This is a genomic window from Deltaproteobacteria bacterium (assembly GCA_003696105.1).
Classification (GTDB): domain Bacteria; phylum Myxococcota_A; class Polyangia; order Haliangiales; family J016; genus J016.
This window is the reverse complement of the sequence record RFGE01000116.1, coordinates 1-18,430: the sequence shown is the minus strand read 5'-3', so window position 1 is coordinate 18,430 and position 18,430 is coordinate 1. Positions and strand designations below refer to the sequence as shown.

At 72.8% G+C, this 18,430-nt stretch carries 14 protein-coding genes and 1 pseudogene; 7 read left to right on the top strand and 8 right to left on the bottom strand.

The features are described from left to right. The first annotated feature begins 16 nt into the window (after positions 1–16). Both D6689_07975 and D6689_07970 read left to right on the top strand, forming a co-directional pair. On the top strand, positions 17–838 hold the full coding sequence (locus D6689_07975) for a hypothetical protein (protein ID RMH42521.1): 822 nt from the start codon (positions 17–19) through the stop codon (positions 836–838). After that, complete coding sequence (locus tag D6689_07970) at positions 838–1,395, top strand: cytochrome c (protein ID RMH42520.1); 558 nt, start codon at positions 838–840, stop codon at positions 1,393–1,395. The genes D6689_07975 and D6689_07970 overlap by 1 nt, the downstream gene beginning before the upstream one ends. Here D6689_07970 and D6689_07965 read toward each other — a convergent pair. The 3 genes from D6689_07965 to D6689_07955 all read right to left on the bottom strand — a co-directional run bounded on the left by D6689_07965 (position 1,392) and on the right by D6689_07955 (position 6,490). Next, on the bottom strand, positions 1,392–3,287 hold the full coding sequence (locus D6689_07965) for a thiamine pyrophosphate-binding protein (GenBank protein ID RMH42519.1): 1,896 nt from the start codon (positions 3,285–3,287) through the stop codon (positions 1,392–1,394). The two genes, D6689_07970 and D6689_07965, sit on opposite strands and share 4 nt — an antisense overlap. Positions 3,288–3,947: 660 nt before the next feature. Then, entirely contained in the window at positions 3,948–4,718 is a 771-nt protein-coding gene (locus tag D6689_07960; GenBank protein ID RMH42518.1) for a hypothetical protein, read from the bottom strand. Beyond that, positions 4,715–6,490: a sensor histidine kinase gene (locus D6689_07955; protein ID RMH42517.1), complete on the bottom strand. Its 1,776-nt coding sequence runs from the start codon at positions 6,488–6,490 to the stop codon at positions 4,715–4,717. Before D6689_07955 ends, D6689_07960 begins: the two co-directional genes overlap by 4 nt. A 684-nt stretch (positions 6,491–7,174) precedes the next feature. Between D6689_07955 and D6689_07950 the strand changes: the two are divergent. The 4 genes and pseudogenes from D6689_07950 to D6689_07935 all read left to right on the top strand — a co-directional run bounded on the left by D6689_07950 (position 7,175) and on the right by D6689_07935 (position 10,394). Then, positions 7,175–7,420 (top strand): annotated as a pseudogene (locus D6689_07950) (hypothetical protein). Positions 7,421–8,794: 1,374 nt separating this feature from the next. Continuing rightward, complete coding sequence (recA, locus tag D6689_07945) at positions 8,795–9,856, top strand: recombinase RecA (GenBank protein ID RMH42516.1); 1,062 nt, start codon at positions 8,795–8,797, stop codon at positions 9,854–9,856. Continuing rightward, a complete protein-coding gene (locus D6689_07940; GenBank protein RMH42515.1) occupies positions 9,853–10,095 on the top strand; it encodes a hypothetical protein in 243 nt (80 codons plus the stop codon). The genes recA and D6689_07940 overlap by 4 nt, the downstream gene beginning before the upstream one ends. Then, positions 10,092–10,394, top strand: a complete 303-nt coding sequence (locus D6689_07935) for a hypothetical protein (protein ID RMH42514.1) — start codon at positions 10,092–10,094, stop codon at positions 10,392–10,394. Before D6689_07940 ends, D6689_07935 begins: the two co-directional genes overlap by 4 nt. A 135-nt stretch (positions 10,395–10,529) precedes the next feature. On the opposite strand, the gene D6689_07930 is transcribed toward D6689_07935, so the two are convergent. Next, positions 10,530–11,408: a cyclic nucleotide-binding domain-containing protein gene (locus D6689_07930; GenBank protein ID RMH42513.1), complete on the bottom strand. Its 879-nt coding sequence runs from the start codon at positions 11,406–11,408 to the stop codon at positions 10,530–10,532. Between the two features lie 65 nt (positions 11,409–11,473). Next, positions 11,474–12,688: a membrane dipeptidase gene (locus tag D6689_07925; GenBank protein ID RMH42522.1), complete on the bottom strand. Its 1,215-nt coding sequence runs from the start codon at positions 12,686–12,688 to the stop codon at positions 11,474–11,476. A 213-nt stretch (positions 12,689–12,901) separates the two neighbouring features. On the opposite strand from D6689_07925, the gene D6689_07920 reads away from it, so the two are divergent. Then, on the top strand, positions 12,902–13,675 hold the full coding sequence (locus D6689_07920; GenBank protein RMH42512.1) for an arylamine N-acetyltransferase: 774 nt from the start codon (positions 12,902–12,904) through the stop codon (positions 13,673–13,675). Here the strand turns inward: D6689_07920 and D6689_07915 are convergent. The 3 genes from D6689_07915 to D6689_07905 are packed head-to-tail and all read right to left on the bottom strand — an operon-like array spanning position 13,659 to position 18,359. Beyond that, entirely contained in the window at positions 13,659–14,579 is a 921-nt protein-coding gene (locus D6689_07915; GenBank protein RMH42511.1) for an alpha/beta hydrolase, read from the bottom strand. The genes D6689_07920 and D6689_07915 overlap by 17 nt on opposite strands. Before the next feature lie 58 nt (positions 14,580–14,637). Continuing rightward, positions 14,638–15,657: a hypothetical protein gene (locus tag D6689_07910; protein ID RMH42510.1), complete on the bottom strand. Its 1,020-nt coding sequence runs from the start codon at positions 15,655–15,657 to the stop codon at positions 14,638–14,640. After that, positions 15,657–18,359 carry a TonB family protein gene (locus D6689_07905; protein ID RMH42509.1) on the bottom strand — a complete coding sequence of 901 codons (2,703 nt, stop codon included), beginning with the start codon at positions 18,357–18,359 and terminating at the stop codon, positions 15,657–15,659. Before D6689_07905 ends, D6689_07910 begins: the two co-directional genes overlap by 1 nt. Between the last annotated feature and the right edge of the window lie 71 nt (positions 18,360–18,430).

Here is an 18,430-nt window from a genome sequence, read left to right as displayed (position 1 = left end):
CCTCAGGAGTTGCCCGATGTCGTTTCGTCACCTCGTCGCCGCCACCGCGGTCGCGACCCCCATCGTGTCCGGCGCGTTCGCGCCGTCCGCGAATGCCAACGAGCGCCACTTCACGTTCAACTACGAGACGGCCGTGCTGCCGGCGGGCGCACGCGAACTCGAGCTGTGGACCACGCCCCGCATCGGGCGGGACGACTTCTATCTTCGGTTCGACCAGCGCGTCGAGCTGGAATGGGGGCTCACCGACCGCCTGCAGTCCGCGTTCTATCTGAACTTCTCGGCGGCGGCAGCCGAGACGGCGCCGGGAGTGCTGTCCACCGGCAGCGAGTTCCAGGGCGTGTCGTCCGAGTGGAAGTACAAGGTCAGCGACCCGGTGGCCGACCGGGTCGGCTTCGGCCTCTACGGCGAGGTCGGCGCCGGACCGGAAGAACTCGAGCTGGAAGCGAAGCTGTTGTTCGACAAGAAGATCGGCAACCTGCTCGTGGTCGCGAACCTGGTCGGCGAACTCGAGCTCGAGTTCGAAGGCGAGATGGACGAGGGCGAGGTCGAGATGGAGCCGGAGTTCGTGCTGGCGCCGTCGTTCGGCCTGGCCTACTACCTATCGCCGAACTTCACCGCCGGGGTCGAGGTGCTCAACCACAACGAAATCGCGCACGGCGAGTGGGAGCACTCGGCGCTGTTCGCCGGCCCGCAGGTTGCGTACGCGACCGAGACGTGGTGGATTGCGGCGACGTTCATGCCCCAGCTGCCGGCTCTCAAGAAAGAAGGCGACGGCACGCTCATCCTCGACGAACACGAGCGGTACATGGCCCGCGTGCTGCTGGCATTCCACATCTGATGGCCCACCCCAGTCGCACACGGGCTCGCCGCCGCGCGCCCCTCGCGCTCGCCGCCGCGGTCGCGCTCGCGGTCGCGGCCGCGGCGTGCAGCTCCGGGATCCCGCGGCCGACCGACGCCGACGTGACCCGCGCGCGGCAAACCTGGCCGCAGACCACGCGCGCCGACCTCGAACGCGGCCGCGAGCTGTACGTGGCGCATTGCTCGGGCTGCCATCCGCTGCACGCGCCGCGCGAGTACCCGCCCGACGCCTGGCGCGGCTTCGTCGACGAGATGGCGCCGCGGGCGATGTTGCGGCCCGACGAGGCGGACCTCGTGATTCGCTATCTGTCGGCCGCCGCGAGGCGGTGGCCGGCTCGCGATCGCACTGTGACAGCTAGGGGGGCGGTTGCGGATAGGCGCGCCAGGGAGGTTGCGAGCTGCGAGGCGAGGTTCGGCGCACGCCCGCAGCGCACGAGGGCGCGTATACCCCTACGGAACCGAAGGGCGCGAGGACGTACGCCGACGATCGCCCGCAGATCGCGGCCGCAGCCACTGGCAATCGCAACAGCCTCCTAGCGTTTGAACCCGGCGATCGTCTGCGCGCGGTCGCCCAGCGGCGGCTCGATCGACGGGTCGACGCGCACCTCGATCACGGACGGGCCGGCGTGGTGCCAGGCGCCGTCGAGCGCGCCGGCGAGCTCGCCCGGCCGGTCGACGAGCGCCGCGTGCAGCCCCATCGCGCGCGCGATCGCGGCGATGTCGAGCTTGTGCCGGTACACGACGCTGTCCATCGGCCGGCCGCCGGACACCTTCTGGCTGCCGTGCCAGGTGATGCCGTGCATGTTGTTGTTTTCGATCACCCACACCACCGGGACGTCGTATTCGAGCGCGGTGAGCAGCTCCATCCCGTTCATGGTGAAGCACGCGTCGCCGACGATCGCGACGACCGGCCGGCCCGGGTGGGCCATCGCCGCGCCGATCGGGGCGACCGTGCCGTGGCCCATCGAGCCGAACCCGAGGTTGAGCACGAACCGCTGTCTGCCTCGAATGGTGAGATGGTGGATGTTGAACAGCATGTGGCCGCCGATGTCCGAGAACACGATGGCGTCCTCGGGCAGGGCGTCCGACAGCTCGCGCCGCCACCTCTGCGGAGTGAGCGGGATGGCGTCCGATGCGCGCAGGTCGCGGTCGAGGAACCGGTCCTCTCCGCGCGGGACCGGCGGCGCGTCGGCCCACGTCGACGCGGGGCGGCGCCCTTCGCGGATCAGGCGGTGCGTGTGGTAGACGAGTTCGGTGAGGATCGTGCGCGCGTCGCCGACGACCGGAATGGTGACCGGATAGTTGCGCCCGATGCGATCGACGTCGATGTCGACCTGGATGAGCGCGCGGGTCGGCATCAAGCCCGGGTGCCAGTTGTACGTCGTCGTCTCGTTGAGCGACGCGCCGACGGTGACGAGCACGTCGACGTCGTCGTCGACGATGATCGTCTTGCGGGCAGCGGCGTGGCCGGCGAAGCCGAGCACGCCCAGCGACAGCGGGTGGTCCTCCGGGAACAGGCCCTTCGCGCGCGGCGTCGTGGCGACGCGCGCCGGGAACATCTCCGCCAGCGTCGCGAGGTGTTCGGCCGCGCCGGCCACCGCCGTGCCCGAGCCGGCCAGGATGACCGGCCGCGCCGCCGACTGCAGCGCCTCGGCCGCGTCCTGGACGGCGCGGCGGTCGAACAGATCGGTCTTGGGCCGGTAGGTCGACGGATCGAACCACGTCTCGTCCGGGGCGGGCTGCCGCCACAGGTCGATCGGCACGTTGAGGTGCACCGGGCCGGGGCGGCCCGACAGCGCGAGCCGCAGTGCGCGGCGCAGGTGGTGCGGCATGACGTCGGCGGTCGGCACCATCGTCGAGTACTTGGTGACCGGACGGAACATCGCGACCACGTCGATGTCTTCGCGCGTCGTCTCCTGCGCGGCACCCTTGCCCAAGGCATGGCTGGCCGCCTGGCCGGTGATCACCATCATCGGGACGCCGTCGGCGAATGCCACGGACACGCCAGTGAGCAGGTTCGTCGCTCCCGGACCGGACGTGCCGGCGCAGACCGCGAGCCGGCCGCTGGTGCGCGCGTAGCCGTCGGCCATGAACGCGGCGCCCTCCTCGTGCTTGGCGACCACCAGCGCGAGATCGGGATCGGCCTCGACCGCCTCGAAGAACGTGTGGAGCAGGCCGCCGGGGATGCCGTAGACCACGCGCACGCCCTCGGCCTTGAGGTACCGGAGCACGAGGTCGACGACGCGCGACGGCCGCTGCGCCTCCGTCACGGCGACTCCTCCGTCGTGGATCCAGCGGGGGACGCCGCCGCGGCCGCGCGCGGGCTGGTGCGGTGCGGCGGCCCCACGTACTCGACCGCGCTGGGGTCGACCGCCTGCATCGCGGGCGCCCGCTGGCTCGCGGACTCGTACGCGTTGGCCAGGATGCACGGCAGCGCGAGCAACGCGCTCACCGTCGGGATCTCGCGCGGCGAGAACCCGAGGTCGAGCAGGCAGGCCGCCACGCCGGCGCCGATGTTGGCGCCGATTCCCTTGCGCGCGACCGCGGCGGCTTCGACGGCCCGCAGCGCGCGCCAGTAGCGGCGGCCGGCGCGGCCGCGACGCCGCAGGCACGCGTCGAGCGCCGCCACGCGCTCGTCGCGGTCGCGAAACGGCACGCCGAAGCCGGGCAGCACGCCGTCGCGTGCCAGCGCCTGGTCGACCGCGCGCAGCGCCTCGGCGGCCGGGTCTGGCGCGTCGCGCAGCGCCGGCTCGACGTCGCGCAGCCACCGCGCGGCCGCTCCCGCGGACCACGGGCCGATGAACGCGTCCTCGAGCGCGAGCAGCCCCGCGGCGCAGCCGGCCAGGACCGACCCGTGCGCCGCCGCGAGCCGCACGAGCTTCAGCGGCGGCAGGCGCGGGTCGGCCACCGTGCAGCAGCCGATCAGGTCGTCGAGCACGGCGCGGTCTGTGGCCGACAGCGCCGGCCCGCGGACGCACAGCGCGGTCAGATCCCACAGCGACGCGACGCCCGCGACTTCGGAAAACAGGTCGTATCCGAACAGCCGGTGCGAGCGCGTCGACGCGTGGGCGACGTGGGTTTCGATCGGGTCAGTCGGCATCGGGGGGCTCGGCTCTGCCGGCCCCGGCGCCCTGGGTGCTGGTGCCGGCGGCCGCCGGATCGCGATAGCGCACGGGCGGCACGTTCATCGCACACGCGCGCAGGGTGCGGCGCGGCCCGGCGGTCGCCTCGGCGAGGCAAAACGGCAATCGCGCCAGCGTCAGCGCGGTGTGAAGCTGCGCGCGCGTGGCGACGCCGCACGCGTGCAGCGTCGCGACGACCGCGGCGCGCAGGCTCGGGTCGCGGTCGAGGGCCGCGGGCCGGACGCCGGTCGGCGCGAGCGCGCGCCGCAACCGAGCCACCCCGTCGCGATCGCCGGCCGCCGTCGCGACCGCGCACGCGGGCAACGGCCCGGCCGGCGCGTCCAGCCACGCCAGCAGGTCCGCCAGGTCGTCCAGTTCGGCGGAGGTCGCCTCGGCCAGCGCGATCGCCGCCGTGCCGGCGACGGCGCTGTCGCGGGCGTCGACCAGGTGCGCGAGCGCCGCGGCGTGCACCGCGCCGTGCGCGATCGCGACCGGACCCGCAAACCACATCGCGACGTCGAAGGCGCGCGCGACGCGCGCGTCCGGCAGCGATCCGGTGATGCACAAATACAGCGCCTCGCCGAACGCGTAGTGGCGCGCCAGATCCGCTTGCACGCAGTAGCCGTGTACGCGCGGCGCCGGCCCCGGCGCGACCACGCGCGCGGCGAGCCGCTCCGGCCACGGATAGGTTTCGAGCGGGCCCGGCTCGGGGGCGGGCTTGGCGACCGGCGGCTTCACTTCGCTCCTCGCGCGCGGCCGTTGAATCGGCGGACGTGGACGACGCGGCCGATGGCCTCGTCGTCGCCGGCGTCATCGCCGGCCGGCGGCCGCGGCTGGTCGCCGGCCGGCGGCTGCGCCGGCACGTGCACCCAGAACGTCGTTCCGACGCCGGGCTGCGACATGACCTCGAGCCGGCCGCCCAGCTGATCGAGCAGCCGCACGACGATGGCGAGGCCGAGCCCCTGGCCGGCGACGCCCCGCGCCTCGGGCGTGCGCTCGCCGGCGCGGAACACGCGCTCGATGTGGTCCGGCCCGATGCCGGGGCCCGTGTCGGAGATCTTGACGACCAAAAATCCCGGCCGACCGGACAACTCCACGACGATGCTGCCGCGGTTCGTGAACTTGGCGGCGTTGCCGATCAGGTTGTCGAGCACGCGCTCGAACGCGATCGGATCGCACCGCACGACGGCGGGCGTCTCGCGGCTGACGAGCACGCTCACCCGGATGTCGCGGCCGAGCACGAGCGCGCGCAGCCGCCGCCGCAGCCGCTCCGCGAGCGCCTCCGTGTCGATGTCTTCGACGGCCGCCGCCAGCTTCTGCGACGCGGTCCTCGCGGGGTCGAGGATCTGATTGACCAGGTTCTCGATGATGTCGACCGTGCGGTCGACGTCGTCGAGCAGCTTGTCCACCTCCGGGGGGCGCCGGGGGACGTGGCGCTCGATCTCGGGCCGCACGAACCGCAACACGGTCAGCGGGCTGCGAATGTCGTGGGTGATGGCGCGCAGCCGCGTGGTTGTCTCGTCGGCGATCTCGCGGGCAGTCTGGGTGAGGCGGGCGACGTGGGCCGCGTTGTCCTCGATCTGCGCTTCGAGCGCGCGCGTCCAGCTGCGCTGGCGGCGGTTCCACTCGAGGATTTCCTCGTTGGCCTCGGCATAGGCGTCGGCGAGGGCGCGCACGTGGTCGACGTCGGCTTCGGCCAGTTGCAGGTTGATGCGGTGGACGCGGCGCAGGTCGATCGCGTACGCGGCGACCGCGCCGAGCGCGGCGAGGGTGGCGACGGGGGACAGCCCGACCGCGCCGAGCGCGGCGGCCGCGCCACCGGCGGCCGCACCGAGGACGCCGCCGGCCACGGCGTGCCACAGCCGCACCTGCGCGTGCCAGCGGACGTCATAGCCGCAGTGGTCGTCGCCGCGCGCGATGCACGCGCGCTCGGTGACCCGCGCGCGCGGCAGACCCCACAGCGTCGGCAGGACCTCGATCGCCGCCTGGCGGGTGAGGCACAGCAGGCGGGATTCGTCGCGGTCGCTGGTGTATCGCAGGGCGAGCGAGCGATCCGTCGCCGACTGGATCTCGTACCGGCTCACCCGCGACACGCGGTGCATGGTTCCCACGACGTACTCCGCGAGCCGCCGGATCGACAACGCACGCACCAGATGGACGAACAGCCCGAGGCTGTCACGCAGCTTGTAGGCGGCGGCCGCCTTGAACTCGCGGTCGTCGTCGAGGCGCGCGCGCACGGCGGCGGTCAACCGCGCGGCGCGCGCGACGCTGATCCAGCGATCGCCGTCGCGGGCGTCGACATCCGCCATGTCCGCCTCGGCGAGCACCGCCGCGACCGCGTCCGGACCGTGCCGGTCTTCGACGTAGCGAAGCAACGGCGCGAACAACCGCAGGCGGAGTTCGGCGGGATCGTCGCTCGGAGTGGCGCGTCGCCGGCGGTGCGCGTCGAGCGCGACAATGTCGGAGCGGTGTTGCCTTTGGTCCACGGCCATCCAGGTGCGAGGCGACACGCGCGCCCTCTCCCCACGCAGCACGCGCCATCCGATTGTACCGGATCGGCCGCGCTTCGATCGGATTTACGTCTCGGTGATTCGTCGCCCGCGGCCGCCGCGGCCGCGCCGCCGTCCGGCGCGACGCGCCGTGTGTGGGGCGATGTAGTCGGCGCGATCGAACCGGTCGCGTGCTCGGGATGCGACGCGAGCGGACACGCCGCGCGCTCGCGCCGCGGGCGCTGCCCGGCGCCGGGCGTCCCGCCGCGGCCGGCTACATCGACGGGGCGGCCGCGTCCGCCGGGTCGAACACGACGATCGCCGGCGTCTGCACGGCGCACGAGCCCTTTTCGAACCGCGCCCACGCGGCGACGCGTTCGCCCTCGCCGCGCGGCGCCGCACGATCGATGTCGTCGCCGTACATCCACGGCAGCCCGTCGAGGCCGGCGACGACCGGGTGGCCGGACGGGTCCAGCGTCACCTCGTACGACCGGCCTCGGTTGTCGTCGATCTTCTTGCCGCACGCGCGCACGCCGTTGTCGATGTGGTCCAGGTGGGTGAGGCCGGCCATCGAAAACGCGTGGCCGAAGCTCCACGTCATGTCGTCGCCCTGGAGCACCACGCCGCCGCCGCCCTCCGCGAACGCCGACAGCGCGTCGATCGTGAGCCGGTCGTCGGGCGGATAGCCGGGGTTCGACAGCCACACCACGTCGTAGCCCGCGAACGCGTCGACCGCGATCCCGTCGGCCGGCTCGTCGAGGCGGTCGGCGTCGATGCCGCGCTCGGCCAAAAGCGCCGCGACGGTGTCCGCGTCGCCGGCGAACTCGCCGTGGTGGTTGTCGTCGAGCACGACCAGCACGCGCGGCGCGGCGACCGGGCTCACCCACCGCGCGACGTTGGCCGCGAGCGTCCCCGCGTCGTCGCGCGGGATGCCCGGGTTCGACAGCGTGAGCAGCACCGTCGCGGTGCGCCCGGCCGCGGGCGCCGCCGGGCAGTCGACGTGGATGTGTTCGACGCGGCTGCCGGCGATGACGTCGACGCCGTCGGTCCACTCGTAGTCGATGCGCAAGTCGACATCGCCGCAGCCATCGCCCGGCAGCTCGGCGCACACCTGGTGGGTCGCGCCCGCGTAGTCGGCGATCATCGGGAACACGGCGGCGAGGTCGCCGGCGTCGTCGATCGGCAGGTAGCGTCCCCCGGTGCCGAGCGCGAGCGCCGCGAGCGCGTCGCCGTCGACCTCGTCGCCGAGCCCGATCGCGTACACCGGCGTCGTCACCGAGCCGACCCGCAGGTTGTAGAGGTCTTCGAGCGACGTGTCGATGCCGTCGCCCGGATACGCGTCGGTGTCGTAGTCGGCCGCGTGTTCGTCGGCCGAGTTATTGTCTCGGCCGTCCGTGAACACGGCGATCGCGTGTTTGCGGCCCGCCGCGCAGAACGCCGCGACGTCGGGAAATCGGTCGGCCGCGGCAGCCGGCACGACCCGGCCGCCGAGGGTCTCGTTGGCCAGGCGCACGCCGTCGTACAGCGCCGTCCACCCGTTGGCGACGAACATGCGGTCGGCCGCGGCGCGCAGGGTGGCGGCGTCCGACGTAAGCGGCGCGAGGACCTGCGCGGTGGTGGACACGCGGACGAGCGACGCCTCGCCGCCGACCGCTGCGATCGCGTCGATGGCGGCGTCGACGCCGGCGCGCAGCGGCGCGAGGAAGCCCGCCTCGGAGCCGCTGTTGTCGACCGCGATCGCGAGTTGGCCGACCGCGTCGCTCGCGCAGGTGACCTGGATCTGCGAGGCGCCGACCGGCTCGAACGGGCCGCCGTCGCGCGACACGGCCACCGTCGCCGACAGCGAGCCGGTGCCGCACGGGATGGCCCGGCCCGCGGCGTCGGTGACGAGCACGTCGAAACCGACGAACGCGCCATCCGAACCGAGGCCGCTGCGCACGCGCTGCGCGGTGGTCGACACGGCGACCGGAGCGTCGCCGGTGCACGCGACCGCCGCGGCCGCGATCGCCACGACACCAGGGGCAAACAGCAGGCGAGAGGTTCGCACGGTAGATCAGTTTCGGGCACGACGCGCCGCTGCGCAAGGAAGCAGTGGGGTAGCGGCCGTCGTTGCGGTCGCACCCTGTGCGCGCAGGTGGTCAGCCGACCCCCAAGAAGCCGCGTCCACGGCTCGGCCGCGTGGCCGGCGGCCGGACACTCCCGATGCCGGCGCGCGGCGTTGCGTCCGGCACGGTCGGTGCGAGGGCAGGCGGCGCGGCGCCGCGACGCCGCGAACCGTCGCCGGCGCGGCGTCGCCGGCTCACCTCAACCCAGGAGATCCCTGCCATGAAACACAAGCACTCCGATACCCTGTCCAGAAACAAGGCCAAGGCGATCGATCAGGCCGTCGCCGCCATCAAGAAACAGTTCGGCGCCGGCGCGATCATGCGCCTCGACGGCAGCGACGTGGCCCAGGTCGAGGTCATCTCGACCGGTTCCGTCGCTCTCGACTGCGCCCTCGGCGTCGGCGGGCTGCCGCGCGGCCGCATCGTCGAGATCTACGGGCCGGAATCGTCCGGCAAGACGACGCTCACGCTGCACGCGATCGCGGAGGCGCAGCGGCTCGGCGGCGTCTGCGCGTTCGTCGACGCCGAGCACGCGCTCGACACCGGCTACGCTGCGCGGCTCGGCGTCAAGCTCGACGACCTGCTCGTGTCCCAGCCGGACTGCGGCGAGCAGGCGCTCGAGATCGTCGACACGCTCACGCGCACCGGCGCCGTCGATCTGATCGTCGTCGATTCGGTCGCCGCGCTCACGCCGCGCGCCGAGATCGAAGGCGACATGGGCGACGCGCACATGGGCCTGCAGGCGCGGCTCATGAGCCAGGCGCTCCGCAAGCTCACCGCCGTCGTCGCCAAGACGCGCACGTGCATCGTGTTCATCAACCAGCTGCGGGAGAAAATCGGCCTCGTGTTCGGCAATCCCGAGACGACGCCGGGCGGCAACGCGCTCAAGTTCTACTGCTCCGTCCGGCTCGACATTCGCCGCAAGAAGCCGATCAAGCGCGACGGCGCGCTGATCGGGTCCAACGTTCGAGTCAAGGTCGTCAAGAACAAGCTCGCGCCGCCGTTCCGCGAAGCCGAGTTCGAGATCCTGTACGGCACCGGCATCCACAAGATGGGAGAACTCGTCGACGCCGCCGAGCGCGAGGGCATCGTCGAGCGCAAGGGCACCTGGTATCGGCTCGACGGCGCGAACCTCGGCCAGGGGCGCGATCGGGCGATCGAGGCGCTCGCGGCCGACCCCGCGCGCGTCGCGGACCTGCAGCGCATGCTCGTCCAGCGCGCCCGCGCCGGTGCGGCGGCGGCGGCCGGCAACGGCCACATCGCCGAGGGAGGTGCGTCGTGACCGCGCGGGAGGCGCTGCTGGCCGAGCTGGTCTACGAGTGCGTGCGCGCGTACGCCGAGTTGTGGGACACGACGCAGTACGCCAACACGGTCCTGCGCGCGATCGAGCAGGCCAAGGTCGATTGCGCGGACGACCCGGCCGAGGCGGATGCGCTGGTGGAGCGCTACACGCAACGGGCGTGGGAGCGGATCGCGCGCGAGCGCGTCGCCGCGGCGGCGCCGACCGGAGGGCTGTCGTGAACCCGCGGCTGCAGGACCACCTGCTGGCGGAGTTCGTGTACCGGCGCGTGAGCGAGATGGTGCGCGTCGACGACCTGGCGCTGCTCGAGCAGGAGCTCGCGGCGGGCGTCGGACGCCGGCTCGGAGGCACCGACGTGGACCGGGCGGACGCGGCGTCCGCCGTGCGCGCGCACTTCGATCGCGCGTGGCAGCGCATTGAGCATCGATGGCAGCAGTTCCGCACGGATCCGACGGCCGCGGCGTACGAGTCGGATTGTCCCCTGTGCACCGCGCTGGCCGCCGGCGAGCTGGAACATTGACGAGGCCGCGTGCGTGTCCCGCCCGCGGGCCGTGCCGGCGAGCCGACAGGACTTCCGCGCGGCGCGCGGGCGGGGCCGCGCATGTGGCGGCGATCCGCGCGCGGCCGGCGAGCGGCGCGTCGCGGCCTCCGCCCGCTACACCAGGAAGTCGAGCATCTGCACCCGGGTGAGGTAGCCCTCGAGCGCGGATGCGTACTCGTCGATGAGCAGGTCCAGCTCGATGTCCACGCGACCCTTGTAGATGCGCAACACCTTGCCGCTGATCGGGATCTCGGGACCGGCGAGCGCGAGCACGCCGGAGAACCGCTCGCCCGGTACGGGCGCATCGCCCGCCGGGCGGAACGACAGATGGGTGCGCGAGATCTCCTCGACCGGCGCGCGCTCGCCGTCGTCCGTGCGGACGAACGCGGCGGCGGCCGCGGGTGGTGATACGCGGTAGTTCACGCGCCGGTTCCGCTCGATCAGGGTCGACAGCAGGTCGTGCAGCGGTCCGCTGATCGGCGTGTCCTCCGCCTCGAGGATCAGATCGCGCATCTGCTTCATCGCCTTTTGCGTGCGGATCAGGTTGCCGCGCATGTCCTGCAGACGGCGCTGGTCGCGGTCGATCTTGTCGGCGCAGATGTCGAGCAGGCGCTTCTCGAAGCGCACGCCGAGCTGCGGATTGGCTGCAAACAGGTCGAGGAGCGCGCCGCGGTCGGCCGACCAGAGCTGCGCGCCGTCGCCGGCGACCGCGCGGCTGTTGCGCTTCAGACCCGACAGGGCGCCGAGTTCACCGATCACGCACGGCGGGCGCAGGACGAACTGCTCGCCGTCGTCCGGCTCGAGGTGGACCTCGCCGCCGGTGAGGACGTACATCGCGTTCGCGTCGTCGCCGATGCGGAACAGCTCCTCACCGGCGCTCGCGTCGACGCGCGCGAACAGCCCGGCGACCGCGGCGAGTTCTCCGTCGTCGAGATCGCGAAACAGCGGAATGGAGCGGATGTCTTCGATCGGCAGGCCGAGCAACTCGGGCATGGTGCGCGGAGTCTACCGCGAAACCCCCTGCGCGTGGGACCGCGCGGCCGCTCCCGCGCGTCGCGTCAGTGCGCCGCGGCGTGGTCTTCGACCGCCTGCCACACGCGCAGCACGTTTTCCCCGGCGATCTTGGCGATATCCTGCTCGGTGTAGCCGCGCGCCAGCAGCTCGGCGATCAGGTTGGGGTACATCGACACGTCCTTGAGCCCGATCGGGAGCGTGTCGCCGACGCCGTCGAAATCGGACCCGAGACCGACGTGGTCGATGCCGACGAGCTTGATGACGTGCTCGATGTGGTCGGCGACCTGTTGCACGGTCGCGAACTTGGGCGGGTGTTTGGCGTCGTACTGCTTCGACCACTCCTTCACCCGCGGATCGCGCCGGTCCTCGATCCCGTTTTCCTTCATGTATGCGTTCATCGCGTCGCGCTTGCGCTGGAAGTGCTCGCGCGACTCCTGGTTGATGAACGACGAGCCGAAGTTGATCATGACGACGCCGTCCTTCTTGCCGATCGCCTTGATCATGTCGTCGGACAGGTTGCGCTCGAACCCGGGCGTGAAGTGACGGGCCGACGAGTGGCTGGCGATGACCGGCGCCTCCGACAGTTCGATGACCTGCCAGAACGCGTCGTCGGAGATGTGCGACACGTCGATCATGATGCCGAGGCGGTTCATCTCGCGTACGACCTTCTTGCCCAGCGCGGACAGCCCCTTGTGGGTGTGTTTGTCGCTGTACGACGAGTCGCACAGGTCGTTGTCCTCCGAGTGGGTGAGCGTGATGTAGCGGACGCCTCGGTCGTAAAAGTGCTTCAGGTTGCGCAGGTCCCCCTCGATCGCGGCGCCGTTTTCGATGCCCAGCGGCAGCGAGATCTTGCCGGCGGCGAAGTTCGCGCGCACCTCAGCCACCGAGTACGCCCGCGCGAACTTGTCCGGGTGCGCCGCGATGATCGACTCGACCAGATCGATCAGCTCGTCGGCCAGCTTCTTGGCGCCGCCTTTGGTCTGGTATTCGGCCGGCACGTAGATCGACATGAACGGCGCGTCGAGCCCGCCGGCCTTCGCGCGCGGGTAGTCGAAGTCGCCGGTCGGCGTGCGCTGCGACACGTCCTCGGTGAGCGTGCCGTCCGGCGCGCGGCTGCCCATCAGCCGGTAGGGCAGATCGATGTGGCCGTCGACGATGAGCACGCGCTTGGCGATCTCCTCAGCCTTTGCGTCCGCGCGCGGCGCCGCGGTCGGGCCGGCGGCGCCCGTCCGCTTGCCGCGCGGCGGCGCCTCGTCCATCGTCGTGCGCGGGTTGCACGCGGTCGTCGTCAGCAGGGCTGCGCACAGCAGGATTCGCGACATGGCGGCGCACTGTAGCACGCCGGCGTTCGCGCGACGCGGCCGGCCGTCCGCGCGTGGCGCCCGGCGTGCGCGCGGCCAGCCGGCGGCCGGCCGTGCGCCGTCGATCTGGCGGCAAAGGCGGCATGCGGCACACTATAGTCGGCAGTGCGCATGGACGTCGACGCGTATCTCGATCGGATCGGCTATCGCGGCGCGCGGGCGCCGACGCTCGCCGCGCTCCGCGAGTTGCACGTCGCCCACCTGCGCAGCGTGCCGTTCGAGAACCTGAGCATCCACGCGGGCGAGCCGATCGTGCTCGACGAGGCGGCGTTGGTCGACAAGATCGTGCGCCGCCGCCGCGGCGGTTTCTGCTACGAACTCAACGGCGCATTTGCCGCGTTGCTGTCGGCTCTCGGCTTCTCGGTAGACCGGCTCGCCGCGCGTGTCTACGGCGCCGACGGGAGGCTCGGCATTCCCTTCGATCACATGGTGCTGCGCGTCGACGTCGGCGATGCGTGGCTGGTCGACGTTGGCTTCGGCGACGGGTTCGTGCGGCCGCTTCGGTGGCGTCTGGGAGACGAGCAGCGCGACGGCCCGCGGCGCTACCGGTTCGAGCCGGTCGACGGTGGCGTGCGCGTCGTCGAGCGGCGTCCGACCGCGCCGCCGAAGCCGCTTTACTGGATCGATCCGACGCCGCGCTCTCTCGCCGACTTCGAGCCGGGTCGCCGCTATCACACGACGTCGCCCCACTCGCCGTTCCTCGCGCGCCGCATCTGCTCGGTGCTGCGGGACACCGGTCGCGTCACGGTCGCCGGCGAGCGGCTCGTGTTCACCACGTCGCACGGGACGCGAGTCGACTTTCCTCTCGCGGGCGACGCGGGCGTCGCCCACGCCCTGCGCGTTCACTTCGGTATCGACGTCGACGCGCTCAGCGGGCGGTCGTGAACCACGCCAGCGCCGCGTCTGCGACGGTGTCGGTCGCCTCGAGCGGCAGGAAGTGGCCGGCGTCGGGGATCACCTGCGACCGCAGCGGGCCGCGGAACCACTGCCGCTGTCCGGCGGCGACGTCCGGGGCGATGCAGCCGTCGTCGGCGCCGTGCAGGTACAACACGGGGTCGGCGATCGGGCGCGCGGCGAGGCGGCGCGCGCGCGCGATCGCGGCGGGAAGCGGCCGGGCGAGGGCGCGGTAGTAGGCGATCGGGGCGGGCGAACTCGCGCGCAGGCACGCCAGCAGGGCGCGGCGGGAATCCGGCGGCAGCGCGTACCCCGGCGACCACGCGCGCCACAGCCGGTCGACGAGCGCACCGTCGGAGCGCTCGAGCGCGCGCTCGGGCAAGTGAGGCAGTTGAAAGTACAACATGTAGCGACTGCGGACGAGCTGGCCGGGGTACCGCCGCAGGTTGGCGAAGAACGCGAGCGGGTGCGGGACCGACAGCGCGACGGCGGCGGCGAATCGGCCGGGAGCCGCGGCCAGTGCGGCGTAGGTGGCGACGGCGCCCCAGTCGTGGCCGACGATGCGCACCGGCGCGCCCGGCGCCGACAGCGCGTCCGCGAGGCCGATCGCGTCGGCCGCGAGTTGATCGGCGTCGTACGGGCCGGCGAGCGTGGAGGGCGCGTAGCCGCGCAACCACGGCGCCACCGCGCGGTAGCCGGCCGACGCAAACCGCACGACGAGCGGCCACATGCTCGGCGCGTGGTCCGGAAACCCGTGCAGGCACAGGACGAGCGGGGCGGCGGCGGGGCCGGCGGCCAGGTACGCAAACCGCTCGCCGCGCACGTCCACGAACGCCGGGGGCGGCGGCGCGGGTGCGGCCGCGCGAAAACGATCGGTGCCGGGACTGCGCGACATGGCGGGCGCGTCATACCACGGCGGGTGCGACGTGGCCGGCGGCGTCGCGCGTACCCCGCTACGGCTCGACCCGCGCGCACATCTCGTACCACGCGGCGCCGCCCCGCTCGTCGCGCACGACCAGCCACAGCGCGACGTCGGCCGGCGCGTCGACGTCCGGCGCGGTGAAGCGGGTGTCGAGCCGCGGCGCGTTGCCGAAGGCGTCCGTCGGGCCGCCGGTGGTGGCGGCGCTGAAGCTGCCGGCGGTCGCGAACCACGAGTAGGTGAGGTTCTCGGTAAACGACCGCGAGCCGCCGTCGAGGGTCGGCAACACGTAGCGCTCGCGCACGCCGTCGGGTTCGACCGGAAACAGCGCGATCTCCTCGCCGGGGACGAGGGCGATCGGCGCCGCGTCGGCGGCGGTGCAGCGCGCCAGCGCGACGTCTTCGGCCGGCTCGGCGTCGCCGGCCCGCGCGATCCGCACGCCGTCGACGGACGGGTTGCGGTTGGCGGCGCGGTCGGGCGGAAGCTGCGGGGCGAACAGCGCGCGCTTGACGCCGTAGATGCCGTCGGCGTCGGCCGCGCCCTCCGGCTTGACGAAGATTTCCACCTGGACGGCGACGCTGCTGAACCCCTGCAGCGGGTCCTCGTCGATCGACTGTCGCAGGATGTCGGCCAGCGCGGGCGACGGGCGAAGGGTGCCGCACGGCGGAACCGGGACCTCGGCCTCGTCCGGGTCGTCCACCACACCGGAGCCGACGGGGACAAACGGCGCGCCGGCGCGGTCGCAGCGGCCGGAACTCGTCGGTGCGCACGCAACCATCTCCCACGCCAGCCGCCGCGACGCGCCGGGGTCGGCGACGAGCGCGCAGATGTCGATGTCCGGCACGTCGACGTCCTCCGGTTCGGCGTCCGGCGGCAGCAGCACCTCCGGGGGCTCCGCGCGCGCGCCGAGCATGCGCAGGTCGAGCACGATCGCCGGGTCCTCGAAGTCGGCGCCGCACGCCGCCGCGGCGACCGCGATCGCGACCGCCGCGACCACGCGGCGCACTGCGCGCGGCGGCGCAGCCCAGGTGGCGGGTCGCGCAGCCGGCCGCATCAGAACCTCCCCCGGATGCCGAGTGTCGGCACGAACGGCACGCTGGTGATCGGCGCGCTGTCGCGGTAGCGGTAGTCGTACTGGGTGGCCTCGACGTTTTCGATGTTGAGCACGTTGAGCACGTCCAGGTACACGCCGAACGACCACGTATCGTACAGCCACGTCTTCTCGGCGCGCACGTCGAGTTGGTGGAACGTCGGCTCGCGGGCCGACCGGAACTCTCCGCGTACGGGCCGGTAGCTGCCGGTGTCGGCGTCGAACGTCGCGCCGACGATCGGCGTCGTCGGCGTGCCGGACGACAGCCGATAGCGCGCGCCGAGTTCCCAACCGCCGTCGGTGGTGTAGCTGTAGACCGCGTTGAGGTTGTGGCGCTGGTCGGCGAACGTGTAGTCGAAGTCGTCGTCGTCGTCGGACCGCGCCTTGGTGAACGACAGCGTGTACGACAGCCAGCCGTAGGCGTTGCGCGTGATGTTGCGCCGCACGAGCAGTTCGAGTCCGTAGGTGAAGCCCCGGCCCGTGTTCACCGAGCGCAGCGGCCGCAGCGTGCCGTCGGGCAGGCGCTCGACCGCGTCGGTGAACACCGCCTGGTTGCGCCGGTCGATGTAGTAGGCCTCGGCGTCGAACGACCAGGTTTTGCCGAGCCGGTACTCGGCGCCGGCGCCCGTGTGGATCGCGCGCTCCAGCTCGAGGTCGGGGTTGCCGAAGCGCACGTCGAACCGCTCCGGCTGCGGCGGCTGCGAGAACAACCCGGCGTACGCCTTCACCGTCCACGGGTCGGCGACGGTCCACCGCGCGACGATCCGCGGGTCGACGGACACGCGCGGTTGGCCGGCAAGGACGTACTGGTCGAAGCGCAGGCCGGGGATCAGGCGCACGCCGGCGCCGACGTCGGCCGACAGCTCGGCGTACGCGCCGATGCCCAGGCCCACGATGGTGTTTTCGAGCACCTGCGACGGGATGTCGGCGCCGCCGACCGGGTCGCGAAAGTCGTCGTCGACCGGGACGAGCAGCTCGAACCGGGTCACGCGCGACGCGATGTCGAGGCCGGTGTCCAGCCGCATGCGCGCAGACAGGTCGCCGTGAATGCGCATGCGGTAGCTGAGCGCTTGCTGGGAAATGTCGACCGCCGTGGTCGGGTCAGCCGGGTCGGTCTGAGCGCCGGCGAACCGGACGCTGTCGCGGCCCCACGCGGGCGACAGGGTAAGCGTCAGACCGCCGGCGATCGGCCGCCGGTAGGTCGCGATGATCCGGAAGAAGTGGACGCTCGAGTCGAGCGCGAAGCTCTCCTCGGCGTCGGCGTCGGTCGACAGCACGTCGAGGTCGTCGCGCGAGCCGAACACGAACAGCGATGCGCTGCCGCGGGCGCCGAAGTCGCGGTCGTAGCGGATGTTGTAGTCCTGGTAGACCGGCGTGACGATCAGCGTGTCGCCGGCGTCGGGCTCGGGCAGAAATGCCGGCAGCAGCAGATTGAGATACGACCGGCGGCCGGCGATCGCGAGGCCGCTGTGTTCGCCGAGCGGCGCGCGCAGATACGCGCCCGCGTCGAGCAGGTCGACGTCGGCCGAGCCGTGCCAGCCGTCCGACTTCGGCGGGCGGGTCTCGACGGCGACGATGCCGCCCTGGGCGCGGCCGAACCGCGCGGGAAAGCCACCCGGGTACAGCGACAGCTCGTCGAGGAACTCCGGGTTGAGGAACGAGGGGCCGCCGAGGAAGTGGAACAACAGCGGCACCTGATGGCCGTCCACGTAGACGCCGCTGTCGCCGGGCGTCGACCCGCGGATGAGCAAGAAGCCGGTGACGAACGGCGTGCGCGCGAGCCCGGGCAGCGTCTGGACGACGCGGATCGGATCGCCGAAGGTGCCCGGTACGGTGGTCATCTGGCGGCGGCGGAGCGTCCGCTTGGTGACCTCGAACGCCTGGCTCTCGCCCTCGACGACCGTCTCGTACGGGTTGCCGCCCTTCGGTCGCAGGTACAACTTGACGTCGATCCGCTCGCGCGCGGCGAGGTCGATCGTGCGCGTGAACCGATCGAAGGCGTCGTCGCTGGCGACCAGGGTGTAGCGGCCGGCCGGCAGCCCGTGGACGAAGAACTCGCCCCGCTCGTCGGTGACCGCGTCGATCCCGGCCTCGACCACCGACACGATCACGCCCGCCAGCCGCCGCCGGGTACCGCGCTCGAGCGCGACGCCGTGGATCGACACGGGCGCGCCGGGGTCGCCGGCGTGACCGGGCGGGCCGGACTCGGCCGCCGGCACGGGCGCGGCCGGCGGCGCGGCTGCGGGTTCCGGCTCCGGCTGGCGTTCGATCGTGAAACGGATGGTCGTCTCGACGGTGATCGGCCCGGGGACGCCGTCGAACTCGGCCGGGGAGAAGCGGTAGCGGCGCGCGGCGGCGACCGCGGCGGCGTCGAACGCGGGGCCGGCGCCGTCGACGACCTCGACGCGGGTGACCCGGCCGGTGGCGTCGATGTCGATGCGGACGGTGACCGCGGCCTCTCGCCCCGCCGCGAGCTCCTCCGGCGGATACTCGGGTGCGACCGCTTCGAGCAGCTCGGGCGGCTTGGTCAGCTCGGGCTCGCGCGCGGGCGGCGGCTCCACCTCGTCGCGGCGCACGCCCTCTTGCTGGGCGCGCGCGGCGGTGCCTGCGCCGGCGACCACCGCCGCCGCGACCGCGGCGGCCACGAGCCGGATCGGACATCGCATCGGCGCGCTAGCGTAGCGCACGCCGGGCGGTCGCGCCCCGGCCGATCGCGCGCCGCGGCCGGAGCCGACGG

Bases quoted from the DNA above. Each gene is read 5' to 3' on its own strand.
- D6689_07920 (RMH42512.1), top strand. From the start codon at position 12,902: ATGGACGTCGACGCGTATCTCGATCGGATCGGCTATCGCGGCGCGCGG.
- D6689_07915 (RMH42511.1), bottom strand. From the start codon at position 14,579: ATGTCGCGCAGTCCCGGCACCGATCGTTTTCGCGCGGCCGCACCCGCG.
- D6689_07925 (RMH42522.1), bottom strand. From the start codon at position 12,688: ATGGACGAGGCGCCGCCGCGCGGCAAGCGGACGGGCGCCGCCGGCCCG.
- D6689_07970 (RMH42520.1), top strand. From the start codon at position 838: ATGGCCCACCCCAGTCGCACACGGGCTCGCCGCCGCGCGCCCCTCGCG.
- D6689_07930 (RMH42513.1), bottom strand. From the start codon at position 11,408: ATGCCCGAGTTGCTCGGCCTGCCGATCGAAGACATCCGCTCCATTCCG.
- D6689_07905 (RMH42509.1), bottom strand. From the start codon at position 18,359: ATGCGATGTCCGATCCGGCTCGTGGCCGCCGCGGTCGCGGCGGCGGTG.
- D6689_07975 (RMH42521.1), top strand. From the start codon at position 17: ATGTCGTTTCGTCACCTCGTCGCCGCCACCGCGGTCGCGACCCCCATC.
- D6689_07910 (RMH42510.1), bottom strand. From the start codon at position 15,657: ATGCGGCCGGCTGCGCGACCCGCCACCTGGGCTGCGCCGCCGCGCGCA.
- recA (RMH42516.1), top strand. From the start codon at position 8,795: ATGAAACACAAGCACTCCGATACCCTGTCCAGAAACAAGGCCAAGGCG.